At 71.7% G+C, this 19,307-nt stretch carries 16 protein-coding genes; 5 read left to right on the forward strand and 11 right to left on the reverse strand.

The features are described 5' to 3' along the window. Positions 1-13: 13 nt before the first annotated feature. Both HNQ07_RS11255 and HNQ07_RS11260 read right to left on the reverse strand, forming a co-directional pair. Positions 14-763 (reverse strand): glucose 1-dehydrogenase, encoded by a 750-nt coding sequence (locus tag HNQ07_RS11255; RefSeq protein ID WP_184111801.1) that lies wholly within the window; start codon positions 761-763, stop codon positions 14-16. Then, positions 760-1,608, reverse strand: coding sequence for a sugar phosphate isomerase/epimerase family protein (locus tag HNQ07_RS11260; protein ID WP_184111803.1), 849 nt, complete (start codon positions 1,606-1,608; stop codon positions 760-762). The genes HNQ07_RS11255 and HNQ07_RS11260 overlap by 4 nt, the downstream gene beginning before the upstream one ends. Positions 1,609-2,186: 578 nt before the next feature. On the opposite strand from HNQ07_RS11260, the gene HNQ07_RS11265 reads away from it, so the two are divergent. Then, on the forward strand, positions 2,187-2,348 hold the full coding sequence (locus HNQ07_RS11265) for a hypothetical protein (protein ID WP_184111805.1): 162 nt from the start codon (positions 2,187-2,189) through the stop codon (positions 2,346-2,348). 454 nt (positions 2,349-2,802) lie between these two features. After that, positions 2,803-3,435, forward strand: coding sequence for a hypothetical protein (locus HNQ07_RS11270; protein ID WP_184111807.1), 633 nt, complete (start codon positions 2,803-2,805; stop codon positions 3,433-3,435). 63 nt (positions 3,436-3,498) lie between these two features. Here the strand turns inward: HNQ07_RS11270 and HNQ07_RS11275 are convergent, their stop codons facing one another. The 3 genes from HNQ07_RS11275 to HNQ07_RS11285 all read right to left on the reverse strand — a co-directional run bounded on the left by HNQ07_RS11275 (position 3,499) and on the right by HNQ07_RS11285 (position 8,694). Continuing rightward, positions 3,499-6,492: a PAS domain S-box protein gene (locus tag HNQ07_RS11275; protein WP_184111809.1), complete on the reverse strand. Its 2,994-nt coding sequence runs from the start codon at positions 6,490-6,492 to the stop codon at positions 3,499-3,501. A gap of 567 nt (positions 6,493-7,059) precedes the next feature. Next, positions 7,060-7,842, reverse strand: a complete 783-nt coding sequence (locus HNQ07_RS11280; RefSeq protein WP_184111811.1) for a carboxypeptidase-like regulatory domain-containing protein — start codon at positions 7,840-7,842, stop codon at positions 7,060-7,062. A 75-nt stretch (positions 7,843-7,917) separates the two neighbouring features. Continuing rightward, positions 7,918-8,694, reverse strand: a complete 777-nt coding sequence (locus HNQ07_RS11285) for a peptidase associated/transthyretin-like domain-containing protein (protein ID WP_184111813.1) — start codon at positions 8,692-8,694, stop codon at positions 7,918-7,920. A 264-nt stretch (positions 8,695-8,958) separates the two neighbouring features. Between HNQ07_RS11285 and HNQ07_RS11290 the strand changes: the two genes are divergently transcribed. From HNQ07_RS11290 to HNQ07_RS11300, 3 genes are all read left to right on the forward strand, one after another. Next, on the forward strand, positions 8,959-9,159 hold the full coding sequence (locus HNQ07_RS11290) for a hypothetical protein (protein ID WP_184111815.1): 201 nt from the start codon (positions 8,959-8,961) through the stop codon (positions 9,157-9,159). Between the two features lie 62 nt (positions 9,160-9,221). Continuing rightward, the gene (locus HNQ07_RS11295) at positions 9,222-11,288 is read left to right on the forward strand and encodes an ATP-binding protein (protein WP_184111817.1); all 2,067 of its coding nucleotides are present in this window, start codon (positions 9,222-9,224) and stop codon (positions 11,286-11,288) included. A gap of 10 nt (positions 11,289-11,298) precedes the next feature. Then, complete coding sequence (locus tag HNQ07_RS11300) at positions 11,299-13,311, forward strand: AAA family ATPase (RefSeq protein ID WP_184111819.1); 2,013 nt, start codon at positions 11,299-11,301, stop codon at positions 13,309-13,311. 3 nt (positions 13,312-13,314) lie between these two features. Here HNQ07_RS11300 and HNQ07_RS11305 read toward each other — a convergent pair whose 3' ends face one another. From HNQ07_RS11305 to HNQ07_RS11330, 6 genes are all read right to left on the reverse strand, one after another. Then, positions 13,315-14,130 carry an HAD family hydrolase gene (locus HNQ07_RS11305; protein ID WP_184111821.1) on the reverse strand — a complete coding sequence of 272 codons (816 nt, stop codon included), beginning with the start codon at positions 14,128-14,130 and terminating at the stop codon, positions 13,315-13,317. Continuing rightward, positions 14,108-15,181 (reverse strand): ABC transporter ATP-binding protein, encoded by a 1,074-nt coding sequence (locus tag HNQ07_RS11310; protein WP_184111822.1) that lies wholly within the window; start codon positions 15,179-15,181, stop codon positions 14,108-14,110. The genes HNQ07_RS11305 and HNQ07_RS11310 overlap by 23 nt, the downstream gene beginning before the upstream one ends. Before the next feature lie 67 nt (positions 15,182-15,248). Further along, a complete protein-coding gene (locus HNQ07_RS11315) occupies positions 15,249-16,019 on the reverse strand; it encodes an ABC transporter permease (protein ID WP_184111823.1) in 771 nt (256 codons plus the stop codon). 145 nt (positions 16,020-16,164) lie between these two features. Continuing rightward, positions 16,165-17,091: an ABC transporter permease gene (locus tag HNQ07_RS11320; RefSeq protein ID WP_184111824.1), complete on the reverse strand. Its 927-nt coding sequence runs from the start codon at positions 17,089-17,091 to the stop codon at positions 16,165-16,167. A gap of 175 nt (positions 17,092-17,266) precedes the next feature. Beyond that, positions 17,267-18,340 carry an ABC transporter substrate-binding protein gene (locus HNQ07_RS11325; protein WP_221274952.1) on the reverse strand — a complete coding sequence of 358 codons (1,074 nt, stop codon included), beginning with the start codon at positions 18,338-18,340 and terminating at the stop codon, positions 17,267-17,269. Positions 18,341-18,353: 13 nt separating this feature from the next. Then, entirely contained in the window at positions 18,354-19,187 is an 834-nt protein-coding gene (locus HNQ07_RS11330) for a sugar phosphate isomerase/epimerase family protein (RefSeq protein WP_184111825.1), read from the reverse strand. Between the last annotated feature and the right edge of the window lie 120 nt (positions 19,188-19,307).

The raw sequence follows: 19,307 nt of genomic DNA on the forward strand, positions 1-19,307 counted from the left end.
CATTCCCGCCCCGTCAGGTGGCCAGGAAGCCGCCGTCCACGGGCAGGGTCGCGCCGTGGATCATCCCGGCGCTGTCACTGAGCAGGTAGGCCACGGTGTGCGCCACGTCGAGCGGCTCGGCGAAGCGCCCGAGCGGGATGCGCGCGAGCATCGGGGCGCTGCGGGTGGGATCGCCCCAGGCCATGCGGCCCATCGGCGTCATGGTCACGGTGGGATTCACGGCGTTCACGCGGATACCGTGCGGGCCGAGCTCGATGGCCATGACCCGCGTGAGCTGGTCGAGCGCACCCTTGGACGCGCAGTACGCCGCGTGTTCCGGCAGGCCGACGGTCGAGGCCTGACTCGACACGTTCACGATGGCCCCCGGCGCGCCGCGCGCGATCAGGCCACGCGCCACCTCCTGCGAGACGATCAGCGCGGCCCGCACGTTGACCGCCACCGTCCGGTCGAAGGCGTCCGGCGTGACGTCCAGAAAGGGTTGCAGAACCGAGATGCCGGCGTTGTTCACGAGCAGGTCGACCGGCCCGGCGGCGCGCACGGCGTCCCGCGCGCCCTGCACGTCTGCCAGATCGGCCACCACGGGCATGCAGCCGTGGTCGCGTTCAAGGGCGGCGAGATCGTCGGCGCTGCGGCTCACGGCCACGACCTGCGCGCCGCACCCGGCCAGGAACGCGGCGATCTCCCGCCCGATGCCCTTGCCCGCCCCGGTGACCAGGGCGCGGCGCTGCCGGAAGTCGAAGGTCGCGCCGCCTGTGTCCTTCACATCAGCCCGTGGCGGGTCGCGCCCTCTCTCAGGAAGGCGAGGCCGCCCTGCGCGAGTTCCTGGCCGCTGTGGCGGGGCGGCTTCCAGATGCAGGTGGCGGCGGCGAGTTCGGCGTTCGGCGCGGCGAAGGACTCCAGCGTGAGGTAACCGCTGAAGCCGATGTCCGCGAGGCCCTGCCACACGTCCTCCCACGGCACGGTGCCGGTGCCGACGAGGCCACGGTGGCTCTCGCTCATGTGGATGAAGTGCAGCCGCCCGGCAACGCCACGCAGCGCCTCACGCAGGTTCGTCTCCTCGATGTTCATGTGGTAGGTGTCGGCATGCACGCGCAGGTTGTCCGAGCCGACCTGGCTGACCACCGACAGGGCGTCTTGCAGGGTGTTCACCATGTAGGTTTCGTAGCGGTTCACGGCTTCCAGACCCAGCCGGATGCCGCGCCGCTCGGCGTCCTCGGCCACCTCGCGCAGGCCGGCGACCATGCGCCCGGTCTCGTCCGGGGTGGGGCCGTGGCCGGTCAGGACGCCCAGCGAGTACCCGGTGCAGCCGGTCAGGTCGCGTGAGCCGAGTTCCTCCATGGCGTCCAGCACGCGTTTCAGGAACGCGACGGCTTTCGCCGGTTCATGGGGCATGTGGGCGTCGCGTGGCAGGCCGAGCGAGCAGACGCAATCGAGTCCGGCGGCCTCCAGCTGACGGCGATGGAGTCTGGCGTCGAAGGTCTCGGGATCGAGCAGCGGGATCTCGATGAAGTCGAGTTCGGCGCGGGCGGCGTGGTCGATCACGCGCCCCCCGATCTGCGGCGTCCAGTCCCCCTCCCAGCAAAAGGCGTGTGCTCCGAATTTCAGCATGGTTCCTCCGGGTCCCAGCGGGGCTCGCGCTGTACGCACACGCCACTAACATCAAGGATGACCGCGCCGATGACGGCTTGCCAGCACGTGCCCTAGATGGTCCCTCCACTTCGCCCCGGATGAGCAGCGCGGCGCCGCTGACCGGGTCTCCGCCGGTCTCCAGTGGCTGGAGAACAGGGCGATCACACGGGCCTTGAGGTCCCAGGCTTGGCCGGTCGGGGTGCCGACAGTGGCCAGCAGCGGCGCCGGGGGCCAGCGCAGCCGTGGTCGTCGCCCGCGCGCAGCTTGCGTCACGCTCCGCCGTGCTCTCCGGGCCAGGAGCCCCACGAGGCCGCATGGAATTCCACGGCCGGGTGGTGACGTGGACAGTCCCCTGATCAACCGGCCAGTGGGCAGGGCAGGGCACGCGACGCCGGCTGATGCGGCTCCGGCCGCGCCAGCGGTGGGCCGAGGTGCTGCTGGACGCTGCCCCCGGACCGGGGACTGTGGAGGTGCTGCCGTGAGGGCTGGATACGCTCCGGAACGCTTGCAGGTCGCAGCGTTGACCCGCGCCTGATGATCTTGGCGTACGGTGAAGCATGGTTCCAGACCGCAGCGCGCTCCGGATGACGTACGGCATGGTCGCCGGCCTGCTCGGCGGCCTGCTGCTGGGCGCCCTGACCGGCGCCGATACCGGGCAGAGCCTTGTCCTGGGCTCGGCGGTCGGCGTGGCCGTGGCCAGCGTCCCGGGGCGCGCGTAGACGGCGGGAGCCGCATGATCGGCGGCTAACAGCCGCACCGGGTGATCGTCCGTCACTCTGCCTTCCCGCTCGCTCGCCTGGATGGTACCCGCCCAGGGCGTGGCGGTTGGGCCTCTGGGTGTGTCTTCCGGGTCGATCCTTGCGTTGCCCGGCGAGCAGGCGTTTCCCTCGGTCGAATCCATGGTGGGCGGGTGACGCTGGTGGACGACGCGTCCTGCCCGTCGCCCGTCCGCGTGTCGCCGGCCGTGCTCCGCGGGCCATGGAGCAGCGGCCCGCCCACCGGTTCTTCCTCTGCCCGTTCAGCAGTGGGGCACCGTGCACGAAGTGGGCTGTCAGGGCGCAGCGCGGCGCGCATACTGTCTTCACCCGCATCGTCAGCGTCTGCCCGCACCCCGCCGGGCCGGTCATGGTGGACGTGGCGTCACGGGACGCCTGGCATCTCGCTGGAGGCCCCATGATCCTGTACACGCCCGTTCCGCCGGAATTCACGGTCGAGCACACGCTGGAGCGCATGGCGCGCCTCGACCGGCGCTTCGAGCAGTTCGCCCGCTGGCCCGCCGACCCCGCCCCGCTGGTGCAGGACTGCGCGGTCCTGCTCGGCGCGCACCTCATCGTGCGGACTCCGCGCGGCGAGTGCTCCGGCGATCCCCTCACCCCGCGGCCCGGCTGGACCTTCACCGAACCGGCGTGGGCGGCGGCCCTGCTGCTGGACGAGGTGCCGACCGTGCACGTCAGCCCGGCCCACCTGCCTGCCCTGACGGGCTGGGCGGCCGGGGTCGTCACCATTTTCTCGATACCGGCGACCGGCGGCGCCGCGCAGGTGTCCCGGACGCTGAACCTCGGCTCCTTCGTCGACCGTCTGGAACTGGACTTTCTGCTGGAGGGCGGGCTGCCCGGCGTGCACGTGCTGCGCGCCCACCGTCTGGAACGCGGCGGCCGGCTGACCGTGTGGCGGATGGAACGCCCCGTGGCGCCGCCGCTCCCTGGCGGTTCCTGCTCAGACCACATCCCCGGCGATGCCGGACCGCCGGACGACGCCACGCTGGCCGGGCCGAGGGCGGGCCAGAGGAGGTTCCGGCGGCCCTGAGGACACCGCTCCACTCCGACGCCCGGCACGTTTAGCCCCGGCCACCACTGGGTCAGGGAGACCTCAGGTCGCGTCTTCGCCCTGCAACTTCAGGAACGCCTGTACCACGGCCGGATCGAAGTGGGTGCCGGCTTCCTGCTGGATGTGCGCCAGGGCCCGCTCCCGGGACCACGCCGCGCGGTAGGGGCGGTCGCTGGTGAGCGCGTCGTAGACGTCCACGACCGCGAACGCCCGCGCGGTCAGTGGGATCGCCGTGCCGCGCACGCCCTGCGGGTACCCGCTGCCGTCCCATTTCTCGTGGTGGTACTGCGGGATGTCCAGGGCCGGGCGCAGGAAGTGGATCGGCGACAGCAGATCCACGGCGTACCCGGGGTGCTTGCGCATCTCCACCCACTCCTCGTCCGTGAGGCGCCCCGGTTTGAGCAAGATCGCGTCGGCCACGCCCATCTTCCCGATGTCGTGCAGCAGCGCGCCCCGCTGCACGTGCAGCAGGTCGTCCCCCGACACGCCCAGGGCGCGGCACAACGTCACCGTCAGTTCCGTGACGCGGCGCGAGTGGCCCTCGGTTTCCTTGTCGCGCAGGTCCAGGGCGCGTGCCCAGCCCTCGATGGTCTCCTGGTACGCCAGGACCAGTTCGAGGTTGCCGCGTTCGAGTTCGAGGAACAGCTGGGCGTTGTCAATGGCGATGGCGGCCTGCCCGGCGAGGGTGTGCAGCGTTTCCAGCCAGTCCGACGACGCGTCGAAGGCCTGCCGGCGGTACACCCCGAGGACGCCAACGACCTTGCCCTTGGCGACCAGCGGCACCGCCGCGTACGCGACGAAGCCCTCACGCTGTGCCCAGACCTGCCCGACGGCGGAAATGCCCGAGTTCAGCAGGTCGTTGACGACCACGGGCTGGCGGGTCAGCGCCACCCGGCCGGAGAGGCCCTGGCCGAGCCGAATCGCCTGTTTCTGCGGCGGCGCCATGAAGCCCCGCGTGGCCGCGTCATTCAGGGTCATGAAATGGCTGTCGAGCAGCTGCACGGTGGCCGCGTCCACCTCCACCTGGGCCAGCACCTGGTCCACCACGACGCCCAGGGTGCTGGTCAGGTCGAGGCCGGACGTGATCGCCGTGTCGATCTCGCGCAGGCCGGTGAGGTGGTCGAGCTTGCGCTGCAGGGTGGTGTTGAGCCGCAGGATCTGCCGCTCCGCTTCCCGGCGCCCGGAGATGTCGTGCGCGATCTTTGACACGCCCACCACGGCCCCCTCGCTGTCGAAGATCGGCGCGATGCTCAGCTGCACCGGGATGCGCTGGCCCACCCGCGACAGCCGGGTGGTCTCGATGGCCGGCGTGTACTCGCCCCGTGCCGCGCGGGCGAGCAGGGCGCGTTGCTCCTCCGTGAGTGCTGGTGGCACGATCTCGGTGATGCGGTGCCCGATCATCTCGGCGGCCGCATAACCGTACATGCGTTCGGCACCCCCGTTCCACGACTGGACGGTGCTGTCGAGCGACAGGCCGATGATGGCGTCGGGGCTGCCCTGGACGATGGCCGCCAGGAAGGCTTGCGCCTCATCGGCTGCGCGCCGGGCCGTGATGTCCCGCGCGACCCCGTAGAACACGCCGTCGAGCCGCTGCACGGAGCTCCACTCCATCCACACCACCGAACCGTCCTCGCGCAGCAGGCGGTTGACCAGGGTGGCCCCCGCCTGGAACCTCTCGGGGTGGGCTGCCGCCTGGACCGACCGGGCGCGGTCGTCCGGGTGGAGAAAGTCGAAGAACGGCTGACCGATCATGTCCCGAGGCGAGTAGCCCAGCAGGCGTGTGGAGGCGGCGCTGACATTCACGAAGCGGCCCTGCAGGTCCACGGACACGATCATGTCGGGGGACTGGTCCAGGGTGCGCTGGAGTTCTGCGGCCGCGTGGCGGGCGGCCCGCTCGCTCGCCTCGAGGCGCCGCAGGGCGCGCCGCTCCTCACTCACGTCACGGATCAGGCTGACGATGCACGCCTCACCCTCCAGCGTGATCGAGACGATTGAAATGACGGCCTCGCGCAGCTCTCCGGACTTCATGCGGAACTGCTGGTCCTCAATCAGCAGCGCCCCCCGGTCACGCAGGTGTTCCATGATGGACACGCGCTGACCTGGTTCCAGCCAGAGGTTGAGTTCCGTCGAGGTCCGCCCGATCACTTCCTCGCGCGCGTACCCGCTGGCGGTGAGAAAAGCGGAGTTGGCATCGATGAACGTCCCGTCGCGCACGCGCGTGATGATGATCGACATCGGGCTGGCCTCGAAGACCTTGGAGAAGCGTTCCTGGCTCGCCTGCGCTTCGTGCTGTGCCCGGCGGGCGGCCGTGACGTCGCGCAGCAGAACGGCCACGCCGTCATCGATGGCATACGCCGTGGCATCCAGATCGCGCTGCAGGGTCTCGGAGTACATGCTGACGTTCTCGGTGATTCCAGTCTCCATCGCCCGCGCCGCGGCCTGGATGATGGGAGAGCGGTCGGCGCCGGGGCTGAGCGCGGTGAGTGACTGGCCGATGACCTCGCTGGGCGAGGAACCGAACATGGCCGAGGCGGCGGCATTCACGTAGGTCACCGTCCAGTTCCGGTCGTAGGCCGTGAACGATTCCGGCAGGTTGTTCAGGGTGGCCTGTAGCCGCCGGCCCGCCCGGGACGCCGCGTGCAGGGCGGTTTCCCGCGCCGTGACGTCCTGCTGGAAACCGACGATGTGCGTCACCTGGCCGTGATCGTCGTGCAGTGGACTCAGGGTGAGTTCACACAGGAAGAACGAGCCGTCCTTCCGGTAATTCCGCACGGTGGTGGTGATGGACTGTCCGGTGTCGATGGCGCGGCGCAGGTCATGGCGGGCCGTCTGGTCATGGTCGTCGCCCTGGAGGAAGCGGCAGTTGTGGCCGAGCACCTCGGCCGAGGTGTAGCCGGTGAGGCGCTCGAAGGCAGGGTTGACGTAGATCAGTGGGTGGTCGTCTCGGCGGGCGTCGGCGAGCACAGCGCCATTGACGCTGACCTCCAGAACGCGGCTGAGCAGGGCCGCGTCCACGCCTGGCACGGGTTCGCTCATTCTCGGGTGACCTCACACTGACCGTGGAAGAGCTTGTGGTGGAAGGCAACCGATCCTGTTGCGCCGCACCCCAGCGCGGCGCGTTGAAGGGCCACGCACTTTGGACGGTCGGGACGCTGACGCAGCGGTAATGATATCGGTACCATCTCGAGTCTCGATGACTGTGGAGTCATCCGTGCTGGGCAGCCGAACTGGCGCCCGGGAATGTTTTCTGGGGACCTGCCGTGAGTGGACTAGAGCGCAGTGGTCACGCTGCCAGCAAGCGAAATCATCACATCGGGTTCGCTGCTCCCCAGGCTGCTCACCCCTCACCTAACGGCGCTGGGCCGAACCCACCGCGTTGCCGCCCGCGCCCAGCGCCGTGTCTGGACCGAGTCCAGTCAACCCTGCGTTCATTTCGAGCGCGGGCGATACCTGCACCGCGCGGCACAGTGAGTGGGGTGTCATCCAGGCCGGAAAAAACCCCCGATGTTGTCGGGGGTTCTGTGTGCGTTCAGGGGGTTGGGAGCGGTCGTCCAGGCCAGCGTGTCGGCGGTGTGGCCCGCTCTGTGCCGTGGTCCTCCGCGCTCACTCGGCGGCGGGGTCGTGCAGTTCGAGGAAGATGCTGGGGCGCGAGATGAAGTAGTCCGTCCAGAAGCCGCCGGTGTAGGCGTCGGCGAAGGGGTCCGAGTTCACGGCGCGGCGGGCGCGCACCTTCAGGAGGTGGCCGTTCATGGACACCGTCACCGTGTACCTGCCCCACATCACGTTCGGGACCAGCCACCCGCTGCCGCTCTGGATGGGGTGCGCGGTGACGGGGGTCCCGGTGGTGCCGTCTGCGAGCGGGCCGATGGGCGTGAGGGTCACGTCGAGGGTCCTGAAGTCGATGGTGTACTCGCCCGGCCGGTGCTCCAGGAACACCATGCCGAGGTTCCCGTACGGGTCCTGCGGCGTGATGACCTTGGGCCTCAGCACGAAGTTCCGCGTGCCGCCCTGGATGCCGGCCACCTCGTCGGGGTTCTCCGGGATCAGGTCGATGGGCAGCGACAGCGAGTCGTACGTCAGCGTGACCTTCGCCAGCACGTTGAAGGTGGTGGGCAGCGCGTGCACGTCGATGCTGTACTGGCCCCTGGCGTCGGTGTGCGTGATCAGGTTGCTGTCGTACGACAGCGTGTTGTCCGCGACGACCTCGGCGCCCTGGATGGGCTGGCCGCGCTCATTCGTGACGGTGCCGGTGATGAAGCCGGCGCGCGGTCCCGGCGTGGGGGATGGAACCGGCGGGGTGACGGGCGGCGTGCCGCTGGCGGCCTCACTGCCGCAGGCACTCAGCGCGGCGGTCAGCAGGAGGGAAACGAGGCTGAGTCGGTGCATGGGACGCTCCTGGGGATCAGTCCGGCGGGGCCGGAGCAGGGACGGGGTGACGGCGCCGGGGTGACGCGGCGCTCCTCAGGGCGCGAGGCTCACGGTCAGGTCAGCGAACAGGCCGTACGACGGCGAGTCATGGAAGGTGATGGTGGTACTGGGCGAATACGCGCTCTCGTCGCGGCCCATCAGCACCATCGGGCGGGCCGGGCCGCCGTCGGGGACGTAGCGCGCCGTCACGACGTACTCCCCGATCGGGATGTCGCGCACCATGGTGTCGTCCAGATGACGCTTCAGCACCTGGCCGGCGCTGCCGTCGATCAGCGGGCCGTCGGGCGTCAGGGTGAACTCCACCCGGTCCATGTCGAAGTCCCCGCCGGCCCCGCCGAAGTACGGGTACAGCTTGCCGCCGTACTCGCCGCCGTCGGGCCGCTCGCCGGAGATCCGCAGCGTGAAGTGGCGCACGGCGCCCGCGTCGGTGGCGAAGGCGACTCCGCTGTCCGGGACGAGCGACAGGTCGTACCACTGACCGGCGTACTTCGTCTTGACGCGCCCGCCGGCCCGCCACGTGCCGATCTGATCGCGCGGCAGGGCGATGGTGTAGCGGCCCTGCGCGTCGGTGGTGCCCAGGGCGTTCATGTTGTAGTACAGGGTGTTGTCCGCCCAGACCTCCGCCCCGGCGATGGGCTGCCCGGCCGCGTTCTTCACGGTGCCGGTCATGGTGTAGGGCGTGGCGTGGCCGGGCTGCGGCGTGCCGGGCGTGCTGGGCGGGGTGCCGCCGCTCCCGGCCTGGGTGCCGCCGCAGGCACCGAGCAGGGCGGTCAGGACGAGGGCAGCCATCGTGCGGGTGGTTCTGTACATGGGAATCTCCTTGGTCGCCGCTGGGCGAGCGTGTCCAGACCGTAGTCGGCCCGGCATGGCTGGCCGATGGCAGGGCCGCAGGGTGCCCAGGGGAACCGTCTGGCCGGCCCGGGGACGACGTCCGGAACACGTTTCGGTGTCCGTAGGAGGTCGCCGGGTAGCCGCCCGGTGACGGGAGACGGCCCCGGGCCGGGGTGATCCGGCTCCGACCACCCCGGCCGGCGCATCACGCGCGGATCATCCTGGCGGCCCTACGGTGCGGTCATGGACGCCCTGATCGACGTGTGCGTGCGGAGCGCGCTGCTCCTGCTCGGTCATCCCGTGACCCGTGGGCTGCTGTTCGCGCTCGCCGCCCTGTACGGGGTGGGCGCCGGGTGGCCCGCGTGGGCGTCCGGCGCGTGCGGCCTGCTGGGCGTGGCGTCGTGGGCGGCGCCGCTGTGGCACGGCTGGCGGGCCGGACGCTGACGCGCTGACCTTCCGACCGACGGGAGCCGGGCCACGCGGCCCCTGCTACACTCGCGGCATCCATGGAGTGGCCCTGGGCGTTGACGCTGCTCGGCACGCCGACGCTGCACGCCGCCGACGGCCGGCAGTGGCGGCCCGAGCGCAAGACGGCGATCCTGCTGGCGTACCTGGCGCTGGAGGGCAGCGCGACGCGCGCGCGGCTGGCGGAGCTGCTGTGGCCGGACACGCCGCCGCACGGCGCCCGCAACAACCTGGTGCACCTGCTGCGCCGGCTGTCGCGGCTGTGCGGCGCGGACCTCGTGCACGGCCACGCGGCGCTGACGCTGGACGGCGGCGTCCGCGTCGATGCCCGCGCGCTGCTGGAGCCGCCGGGCGCGCCAGCCGACATCCCGGCGGGCACGCTGCTGGCCGGAGTGGACGTGGACGACCTCCCGGAGATCGAGGAGTGGGTGGCGGCGTGGCGCGAGGATCTGGATGGCCGACGGCGTGAGCGGCTCGTTCACGCGGCGCAGGCGGCCGAGGACGCGGGCGAGTGGACGCACGCGCTGCGACACGCCGGGCAGCTCCTCGACCTCGACCCGGCATCAGAGGACGCGCTGCGGCGCGTGATGCGGCTGCACGCCCACGCGGGCGACCGCCCGGCGGCCCTGGCGGCGTACGCCCGTGGGCGGGAGCTGCTCGCGCGGGAGCTGGGCTCGGACCCGGAACCGCAGACGCGCGACCTCGCCCGCCGTATCGAGGCGGACGGCGCGCTGCCGGGCGTGCGCCGCGCGGCGACGCTGCCGCTGGGCGTGCTGCGCCCGCCAGTGCTGGTGGGCCGGGCCGCCGCGTGGGCGCAGCTGGAGGCCGCGTGGGCGGCGGGCCACACGATCTACGTGACGGGCGACGCGGGCGCCGGCAAGACGCGGCTGGCGCAGGATTTCGTGGCGAGCCGCGGCCGGGCGCTGTTCCTGCCGGGCCGGGCGGGCGCGCAGGACGTGCCCTTCGCGGCGGCGGCGCACAACGCCCGCGCCCGGCTCGCGGCGGCCCCCGACGTGACGCTGCCGGAGTGGGCGCGGCGGGAACTGTCGCGCCTGCTGCCGGAACTCGCGACCGGTGAGCCACCGCCGCCCATCGACTCGGAAGCGGCGCGCCTGAAGTACTACCTGGCGCATCTGGAACTCGTGCGGCTGACCGCGCCGGGCTTCGCAGCGGTGATCACGGACGACGTGCAGTACTACGACCCCGCGACCGTGGAGCTGGGCGCGTTCTTCCTGACCCAGAGCCCCGCGCCGGGCGAGCCGGGCGAGGTGCCGCGCCACGTCATCACGTACCGGCGCGGCAGCCTGCCCGCGCACACGCAGGCGCGCATCGACGCGCTGGTGGAGGCCGGGGTGGCGGCGCGCGTCGAACTGGGCGGCCTGGACGTGCAGGGCACGCGCGACCTGCTCCACACGCTGGACGTGCCAGGGGATGACCCGGACCTACCGGCGGCGCTGCACCGCGTGACGGGCGGCAATCCGCAGTTCCTGCTGGAGGCGCTGCGCCACATGTTCCGCAGCGGGGACTTCCGGGTGGACGAGCGCCTGCACCGCCCCGAGGGCGTGCGGCCGCTGGTCGAGGAGCGCCTGGCGGGCCTGTCGGGCGTGGCGCTGCAGGTGGCGCGCGGCGCGGCGGTGCTGGGTGACCATTTCACGCTGGAACTCCTGGCCGAGGTGCTGGGCCTGGGCGTCCTGAACCTGGCGGGCGCGTGGGAGGAACTGGAGACCGCGCAGGTGACGGTGGGCGAGCGCTTCAGCCACGACGTGGTGCGCGAGGCGGTGCTGGCGGGCCTGCCGGACACCGTCCGGACGCTGCTCCACCGCGCGGCGGCGCGCACGCTGGAGCGGCACGGCGAGCACCCGGGGCGGGTGGCGCGGCACTGGCAGGCCGCCGGCGACCACGCCCAGGCCGCCGCGTGGCTGATGCGCGCCGGCGCGGCAGCCGAGGCCGACCTGCGCCCGTCGGAGGCTGCGGCCGCGTATGCCGCGGCGGTGGGCGCCTACGCCGCGCAGGGGGACGACGCGGGCGCCGACGCCGCGCGGCGCGCGGGCGCGGCGGTGGGCGGCGATGGTGGCCCGCGGCCGACGCCGCGCCCACCCGCTGGCTAGGATGGAGGGCATGCCTGAAGGTCACGGTCACGGCGCGTGGGAGCTGAGGGTGCTGGGGGTACCCGCGCTGCGCGGCCCCGACGGTCAGGAGCGGCGTGTGGCGGGCAAGGCGCTCGCCCTCCTGGCGTACCTGGCGCTGGAAGGCCCGGTGCCCCGCAGCCAGCTGGCCGGGCTGCTGTGGCCCGACACCGTGGAGGCCACCGCCCGCAACAACCTGGTGCACCAGCTGCGGCGCCTGCGCGCGGCGCTGGGGGCGGGCGTGGTGGTGCCGGGCGACGTGCTGTCGCTGGCCCCGGACGTGGTGATGGATGTGGGTAACGGTGACGGCACGGGCGAGCTGCTGGCGGGCGTGGCGTGGCCGGACCTGCCGGAACTGCACGACTGGCTGCTGGCGCGGCGCGCGCGGCTGGACGCTGAGCGCGCGGCCCGCTGGCGTGCCGACGCCCAGCGCCTCGAGGACGCGGGCGAGTGGGCCGGGGCGCTGGCCGCAGTCGGTCGCCTGCGCGCCGTGGACCCGCTGTCGGAGGACGCGCTGCGCCGCGAGATGCGCCTGCACTACCTGCTGGGCGACCCGGCCCGCGCGCTGCGCGTGTACGCGGCTGGCCGGGAGGAGCTGCGCGCCGCGCTGGGCCACGACCTCCTGCCGGAAACGCAGGCCCTGGCGCGGGACATCGGGCGCGGCACGGTCGGCAGCGCGCCGGGGCGGGCGCCGGCGCCGCTCGCGCAGCGCGTGGGCCGTCCGCCCCTGGTGGGCCGCGAGGCCGAGTGGGTGCAGATGGAGGCCGCGTGGGCCGCCGGTCAGGGCATCGTCCTGCTGGGCGAGCCGGGCGTGGGCAAGACGCGCCTGGCCCTGGACTTTCTCGATGCGCACGGCGGCGGCATGCGCTTCCGCGGCTGCGTGGGCGACGCGGGGTTGCCGTACGCCACGCACGCCCGCACCTACCGGCAGGTGCTGGACGCCTTCCCGGCGCTGGACGTGGCCCCGTGGGTGTACGCGGAACTCGCCCGTATCGTCCCGGCCCTGGGACAGGCCCCCGCGCCGATCACGGACGAGGAGCACAAGCGGCGGTTCTGGCAGGCCAAGGCCGAGGCGCTGGGGGCGGCGGTCGCGCAGGGCCTGCGCCGCATGGTGTTCGACGACGTGCAGTTCATGGACGACGCCAGCGTCGAGGCGGGGGCCTACGTGTTCGCGCACCTGGGCTGGGGCCAGCCGGACGCGCCGTACCGCACCATCCACTGCGCCCGTCCGGGCGGCCTGAACCCCGCGCAGCAGGGCGTGCTCCACGCGATGCTCGGCAGCGGCCTGATCCGCGTGATCGAGCTGGGGCCGCTGGACCAGGGCGCCGTGAGCGAACTCGTCGCGGCCCTTGACCTGCCGGCGGCGGGCGACCTGGCCGGCGAACTCGGCCGCTACACCGGCGGCAATCCCCTGCTGCTGCTGGAGGCGGCGCGCAGCCTGCACGGCACGGCGGGCGCGGCGCCGGGGCGCGGGGAGCCGCTGCCCCTGCCCGAATCGGCGGGCCGCGTCACGGCCGCGCGTGTGGCCCGGCTGTCGCCCGCGGCCCTGCACGCGGCGCGGGCGGCGGCCGTGCTGGGCAGCGACTTCGACGTGGACTTGGTGGCCGAGGTGCTGGGCGCGCCGCTGCTGGACACCGTGGCCGCGTGGGAGGAGCTGGAGGGCGCGCAGGTGATGCGCGGCGCGGGCTTCGAGCACGACCTAGTGGCCGACGCGGTGCTCGCGGCGATGCCCGGCGCCGTCCGGCGGCTGCTGCACCGCTCGGCCGCCCGCGCGCTCGCCGCCCACCACGCGCCGCCGGCGCGCATCGCCCGGCACTGGCACGCGGGCGGAGACGTGCGCGAGGCCGCGCCGCAGTACGCCCGCGCGGCCGAACATGCCCGCGACGCCTACCGCTTCGGTGAGGCCGCGCAGTACGCCCGGGACGCCGCCGACGCCTACGTCCAGGCCGGTCAGCCGGACCGTGCCGGACCGCTGTGGGCGCAGGCCGACGTTCCGCCCGCGTGAGCCCTAGCGCGCGGCCAGGCCCGGCATCACGTGGGCGTCGAGCCACGCACCCAGCGCGCTGACGTCCTCGACGCGGTGGTGCGCGTGGCCGGCCAGCAGCGGCAGCGTGCCCACCTGCACCGCCCGGCCGGCCACCGCGAACATCGGCAGGTCGTTGTCGCTGTCCCCGAAGGCCCAGGCGCGCTCCAGCGGCACGTCCAGCGCGGCGGCGACGCGCTCCAGGGCCATGCCCTTGTGCACGCCGGCGGGCGACACGTTCATGTTGTCCATGTAGGGCGGCTGCGCGCCCACGATGGGCAGGTGCGGGCACGTGGCCTCCACGCCGGCCCGCCACGTGCCGATATCGTCGTGGAAGCACCACAGGCCCATCACGCCGCCGGCCGGCAGCGGGTCGAAGGGCATGAAGGGCCGGTGGGCCAGCGCCCAGCGCGTCCGCCACGCGTCCACGTCCGGCAGGGGCGAGAGGTCGGCGTACACGCACCCGCGCGTCAGCGCCAGTAGGTGCCCGCCGGGGGGCCGCCGCGCCTGCACGGCCGCGATCTCCCCGGCTGTCAGCGAGACCTGATGCACGACCTCCTCGCCGCGCAGGATCAGCGACCCGGTGTGCAGCGCCACGGCGTCGGGCGCCAGCGCGTCCATCACGTCCGGGGGCACGTCGTCCCGGCCGGTGATCACCGCGACCGCGACGCCCTGCGCGCGCAGCCGGGCCAGCGCCCCGCGGGTGCGTGCGGGCACGCGCATCCCGCCGTCCTCGACGACCGTGCCGTCCAGGTCGAAGGCGAGCAGCCGGGGCGGCTCAGCGGACGTCGCGGACGACATGGACGGCCTGCGGCGGAATGGACAGCGCCGCCGCCGCGCCCAGGTGCAGCCGCTCCGCCTGCGCGCCCTGGAGGTCGATATCCAGCTCGTGCTCCCCGGCCCCCACGCTGACACGGGTCACGGCGCCCATGAAGCGCATCTGGCGCACCAGCACGTCCAGATCGCCCGGCAGACGGGCCTCGGCGCCGGACAGGCGCAGCTCCTCGGGCCGCAGGTAGATCCGCACAGGATCGCCGGCCACGAAGCCGGTCAGGGGACGGCCCACGCTCAGGGGCTCGTTCAGGCCCGGCACATGCACCGCGCCGCGGGCGGGATCGCTCACCTGCCCGCTCAGGCCGCTCGACGACCCGATGAACTCCGCGACGAAGGGCGTGGCCGGCTGGCGGTAGATCTCGGCCGGCGTGCCCACCTGCGCGATCAGTCCCCCCTGCATGACCACCACGCGGTCCGAGATGGCCAGCGCTTCTTCCTGATCGTGCGTGACGAACAGGGTGGTGATCCCGGTTTCCTGCTGCACGCGGCGGATCTCGTCACGCAGGTTCAGGCGCACCTGGGCATCGAGCGCGGAGAGGGGTTCGTCGAGCAGCAGCACCTGCGGGCGGATGGCCAGCGCGCGGGCCAGCGCGATGCGCTGCTGCTGCCCGCCGGACAGCTGGGCCGGGTAGCGGCCCTGCATGCCGGGCAGACCGATCAGCTCGAACAGCTCGTCCACCCGCTGTTTTTTCTCGTCGCCGCCCAGGCGGCGCACGTCGAGCCCGAAGGCGACATTCTCGCCCGCGGTCAGGTTCGGAAACAGGCTGTAGGCCTGAAAGACCATGCCCATGTCGCGCTGCCGGGCGGGGACGCGCGTCAGGTCACGGCCGCCCAGCACGATCTTGCCCGTGTCCGGCGCGAGAAAGCCGGCGACGATCCGCAGCAGCGTGGTCTTGCCGCAGCCGGACGGCCCGAGCAGCGTGACGAGTTCGCCGCGTTCCAGGGTCAGGTCGAGGGGATGCAGGGCCACGCTGGAGCCGTAGCTCTTGGTGATGTTCGAGAGGTGCAGTTCGCTCATGGGGCTCCTAGGTCTCGTTCTCGCTCCGCCCGGGGGTCAACCCGTTTCCGGCGGTGGTCCACCACCGTCAGGCCTTGCGGGCGGCGCGCGATTCCACGTTCAGCAGGATGTACATGGCCAGCCACGTGAACAGCAGCGCCATGATCGCCAGCGCGGAGGACTCGTTGGCGCGGGTGGACGCGATGTAGCTCATGTACACCGGCAGGGTCTGGTACAGCAGGACGTTGGCGAAGGTGAACTCGCCCAGCGCCAGGGTCAGGATCAGCAGGACCGCGCCCAGCACCGCGCCGCGCACGTTCGGCAGGATGATCCGGCGGATCAGGGTGCCCCAGCCTGCGCCGCAGCTCTGGGCCGCCTCGCTGAGCGTCTGGAGGTTCAGGGCGCGCATGCCGTTGTCGAGCGTGCGGTAGGTGTACGGAATGGCCAGCACGGTGTACCCGACCACCAGGAAGTGCGGCGTGCCCACGAACCATTCCGGCCCCCGGTACAGCCCGCTGATACCGCTGACCAGCACGATGGGCGGCACGATGAAGGCGATGACCGACAGCACGTTGAAGAAGGCGCGCAGGTGCTGGGCGCGCAGGTTTACCCAGAACACCGCCGGGAACACGACCGCGAGCGTCAGGGCGATGGTCTCGACCGCCAGCATCAGCGAGAGCTTGAACGACGCGATGAAGTTCTCCTCCCGCACCACGCCGCCGTACGCGCTCAGGTCGTAGCGATTGCCGCCCTGCCACATGCTCGCCACCGCCAGCGACACCAGCGGGGCGAAGAAGTACAGCGCAAAGAGCACGATCACGATGCCGCCGCCGATCCCCAGTCCAGGCCGCCGGGTCATACGGCACTCCTCTGATTCCACCTCATGTCGGAACAACCGCCGACATGAGGTTCCATCGCCGGAATGCCTTCCTTTCTCGTACTCGCTTCGCTCTCCTGCGGAGCTGTGCCAGTCGGGTTCGTCTTCGACTCACCATCAGTTCTCTTCATACGCGCCACCGGCTGCTCTGCTTGTCGAACCACACGTACAGCGCGGTCGTGATGAGCATGATCACGATGATCAGCAGGGCCAGCGCCTGCCCCAGCTGCGGGTCGCTCAGCACGTTGCCGCTCATGACCGCCGAGATCTGGAGCGGCAGCAGCGGAATGTTCCCGGAGGTCAGCGCGTAGGGCGTGGCATACGTGGCAAACGCGTTGCCGAACAGCATGGTCGCGCACGCCAGCAGCGACGGCATCAGGATCGGCAGGCCCACCCGCCGCCAGTACAGCCACGGGCCGGCACCCAGGTTCTCGGCGGCCTCCTGCCATTCCTGCCGCAGGCCGTTGATCGCGGGCGTGAACAGGATCACCATCAGCGGAATCTGGAAGTACAGGTACACCAGCACCAGGCCCGGGAGGCTGAACAGGCTGAAGCCCAGCGCCTGGAGGTTGATGCCCACCGCGAGCAGCAGTTTGGTGATCACGCCGGTGCCGCTGAGGGTCATCAGGAACGCCAGCGCCAGCGGAATGCCCGCGAAGTTCGACGCCACGCCGGAGAACGACATCAGGGGCCGGCGAATCCACGGCGGGCTGTGTGGCCCCAGCGCCACCCACGCGAGCGCCGCGCCCAGCACCGCGCCCAGCAGCGCCGACCAGAACGACACGAGCACGGTGTTCTTCAGCGCGGTCACATACTGCGCCTGGCCCAGCATGGCGAGGTACTTCGTGGTGAAGTGGCCGCCCTCGCCGCGCACCGCGCCGACCAGCACGCTGAAGGCGGGCAGCACCATGAAGGCCAGCAGGACCAGGAACAGCGGCCCCACGAACAGCCAGGTCAGGCCGTCGATGCGGGGCAGCGCCAGGCGGCGCCCCACGGCGACCGGCCCGACCGCCTGCGCGAAGGCCCGCTGCTCGGCGGGATCGAGTTCAGTCATGGGCGCACTCCGGGAAATGAACGGACTGGGTCATCGGCGGTCTCCTTGACATGGGGGAAGGGGCGGGCCGGCCTGCCCCTCCAGCATGCGCCTGTCATGAAGCGGTCGGGCTACGTCCCCACGGGAGGGAAGTAGCCCGGCGTTCAGCGGCGCGGCAGGTCAGCGCCCTGACGGCTTACTGCATCTGCTTGGGCCAGCTCGCCGACAGGGTTTCCTTGGCCTTGGTGGTCTGGGTCGGCGTGGCGAACTTCACCTTGTTGTACACGGCCGCGTCGGGCAGTTCGCTGAGCATGGCCTGCGGGATCACGCCGCGCTTGACCATGTCGTTGAAGCGGATGGGGTGCGCGTAGCCCTTGAGGAACAGCATCTGGCCCTCGTCGGACGCGATGAATTCCATCCACAGCTTCGCGGCGTTCGGGTTGGGCGCGTAGGCGCTGATGGCGGTGGCGTAGTGGCTGCCGTACACGCCGTCGGTGGGCACCACGGTCTTGTAGTTGATCTTGCCGGCCATGGCCTTGGTCTGCGCGAGGTTCAGGTAGTCCCAGTCGATCACGATGGGCGTCTGGCCGCTCTGCACGGTGGCCGGGGAGGCTGCGACCGGGGTGAAGTTCCCAGCGGCCTTGAGCTTGGCGAAGAAGTCCACGCCAGGCTGGATGTTGTCGAGCGACCCACCGTTGGCGAGCGCGGCGGCCCACACGCCACTGAACGCGGCGGCGGCGGTGGTCGGGTTGCCGTTCAGGGCGACCATGCCCTTGTACTCGGGCTTGAGCAGGTCCGCGAAGCTCTTGGGCACGTTCTTCACGACGTCCGTGTTCACGCCGAAGGAGATCACGCCGAAGTAGTTGCCCATCCAGTTGCCGTCTTTGTCCTTGGCGCTGTCCGGGATGCTGGCCCACGTCGAGGGCTTGTAGGCCATCAGCAGTTTTTCCTGCACGCCCTGGATGGCGAACGACGGGCCGACGTCCAGCACGTCCGGGCCGCGCTTCTGGCCCTTGAGCGACTTGACCGCCTGGAGTTCCTCGGCGCTGCTCGCCTGGGGCGAGGCGTTGGTGATCTTCAGGCCATACTTCTTCTGGAAGGTGCTCATGATCTCGCCGTAGTTCGCCCAGTCCTCGGGCAGCGCGATGGTGTTCAGGCCCGCGTCCTTCTTGGCGTTCGTGACGATCATGGCGGGGATGGCGTTCTGGGCGATGGCCGCGACGGCGACACCGGTGACCAGCAGGGCGGACAGGACGGGCAGTTTCTTCATTTCGGACTCCTTGTCAGAGGGTGGGTTCGGGAATGACCGTGGGGGCAGGCAGCGCCTGAATCCAGCGGACGGCCGCGTCCACGTGCTCCGGCACGACCTCCAGCACCAGGGCCGGATCGGTGGTCGTGGCCCGCAGGGCGCGCAGCACGCCGGGCCAGTGCACCGTGCCCTCGCCGGGTGCGAGGTGCTCGTCGGCGCTGCCGTCGTTGTCCTGCACGTGCACGTGCCCGAGCAGCGGCGCGGTCTGGGTCAGCCAGCCCTGCGCGCTCAGGCCGCCGTGCTGGGCACCCACGTGGGCGTGACCGGTGTCGACGCTCACGCGCACATGCGGCGAGCCGAACGACGCCACCAGCGCCAGCAGCGGCGCCGGGTCCCGGTCGAGGATGTTCTCGATGACGATGGTCACGCCCAGCTCGGCGGCGCGGGCCAGCACCGGCTCCAGCGTCAGCTGGGCCAGGCCGATCTCCTGACTCAGCGTGCGGCGGTGCTGCACCATCAGGTGGCCCCAGAAGTAGAACGGCGAGTGCACGACCAGCCACTGCCCGCCCACCGCCTCGGTGAAGTCCAGACCCAGCAGGTAGCGGCCCTGCACGACCCGCCGGATCTGCGGATCGAGGGCGTCCAGGTGCATGTTCCAGAACGGCGCGTGCACGCCGATGCGGCCCCGGTGGTGCTGGAGCAGCGCGACCTGCCGCCGGGCCAGCGCCGACCACTCGCCGTCCATCAGCTCCACGCTCTCGCACAGGTCCTGCAGCTCGATGTCGCGCGCGCCGTGCATCAGCCACTCGGCGTGACGGTCCAGTTCGGGCTGCATGACCGCCAGGCCCAGCCGGTCCAGGCGGTTCATGTCGCCTCCGGGCGGGTGGGGGGCAGGGCAGCGCGTGACATTTCTCACGGCACACTAGGTGAGAAATGTCAGGCTTTCTTCAGGATCAGGCGGTGCGGCGGTCCTGCCCTTGACCGGGCG

Source organism: Deinococcus metalli (assembly GCF_014201805.1).
GTDB classification, from domain to species: domain Bacteria; phylum Deinococcota; class Deinococci; order Deinococcales; family Deinococcaceae; genus Deinococcus; species Deinococcus metalli.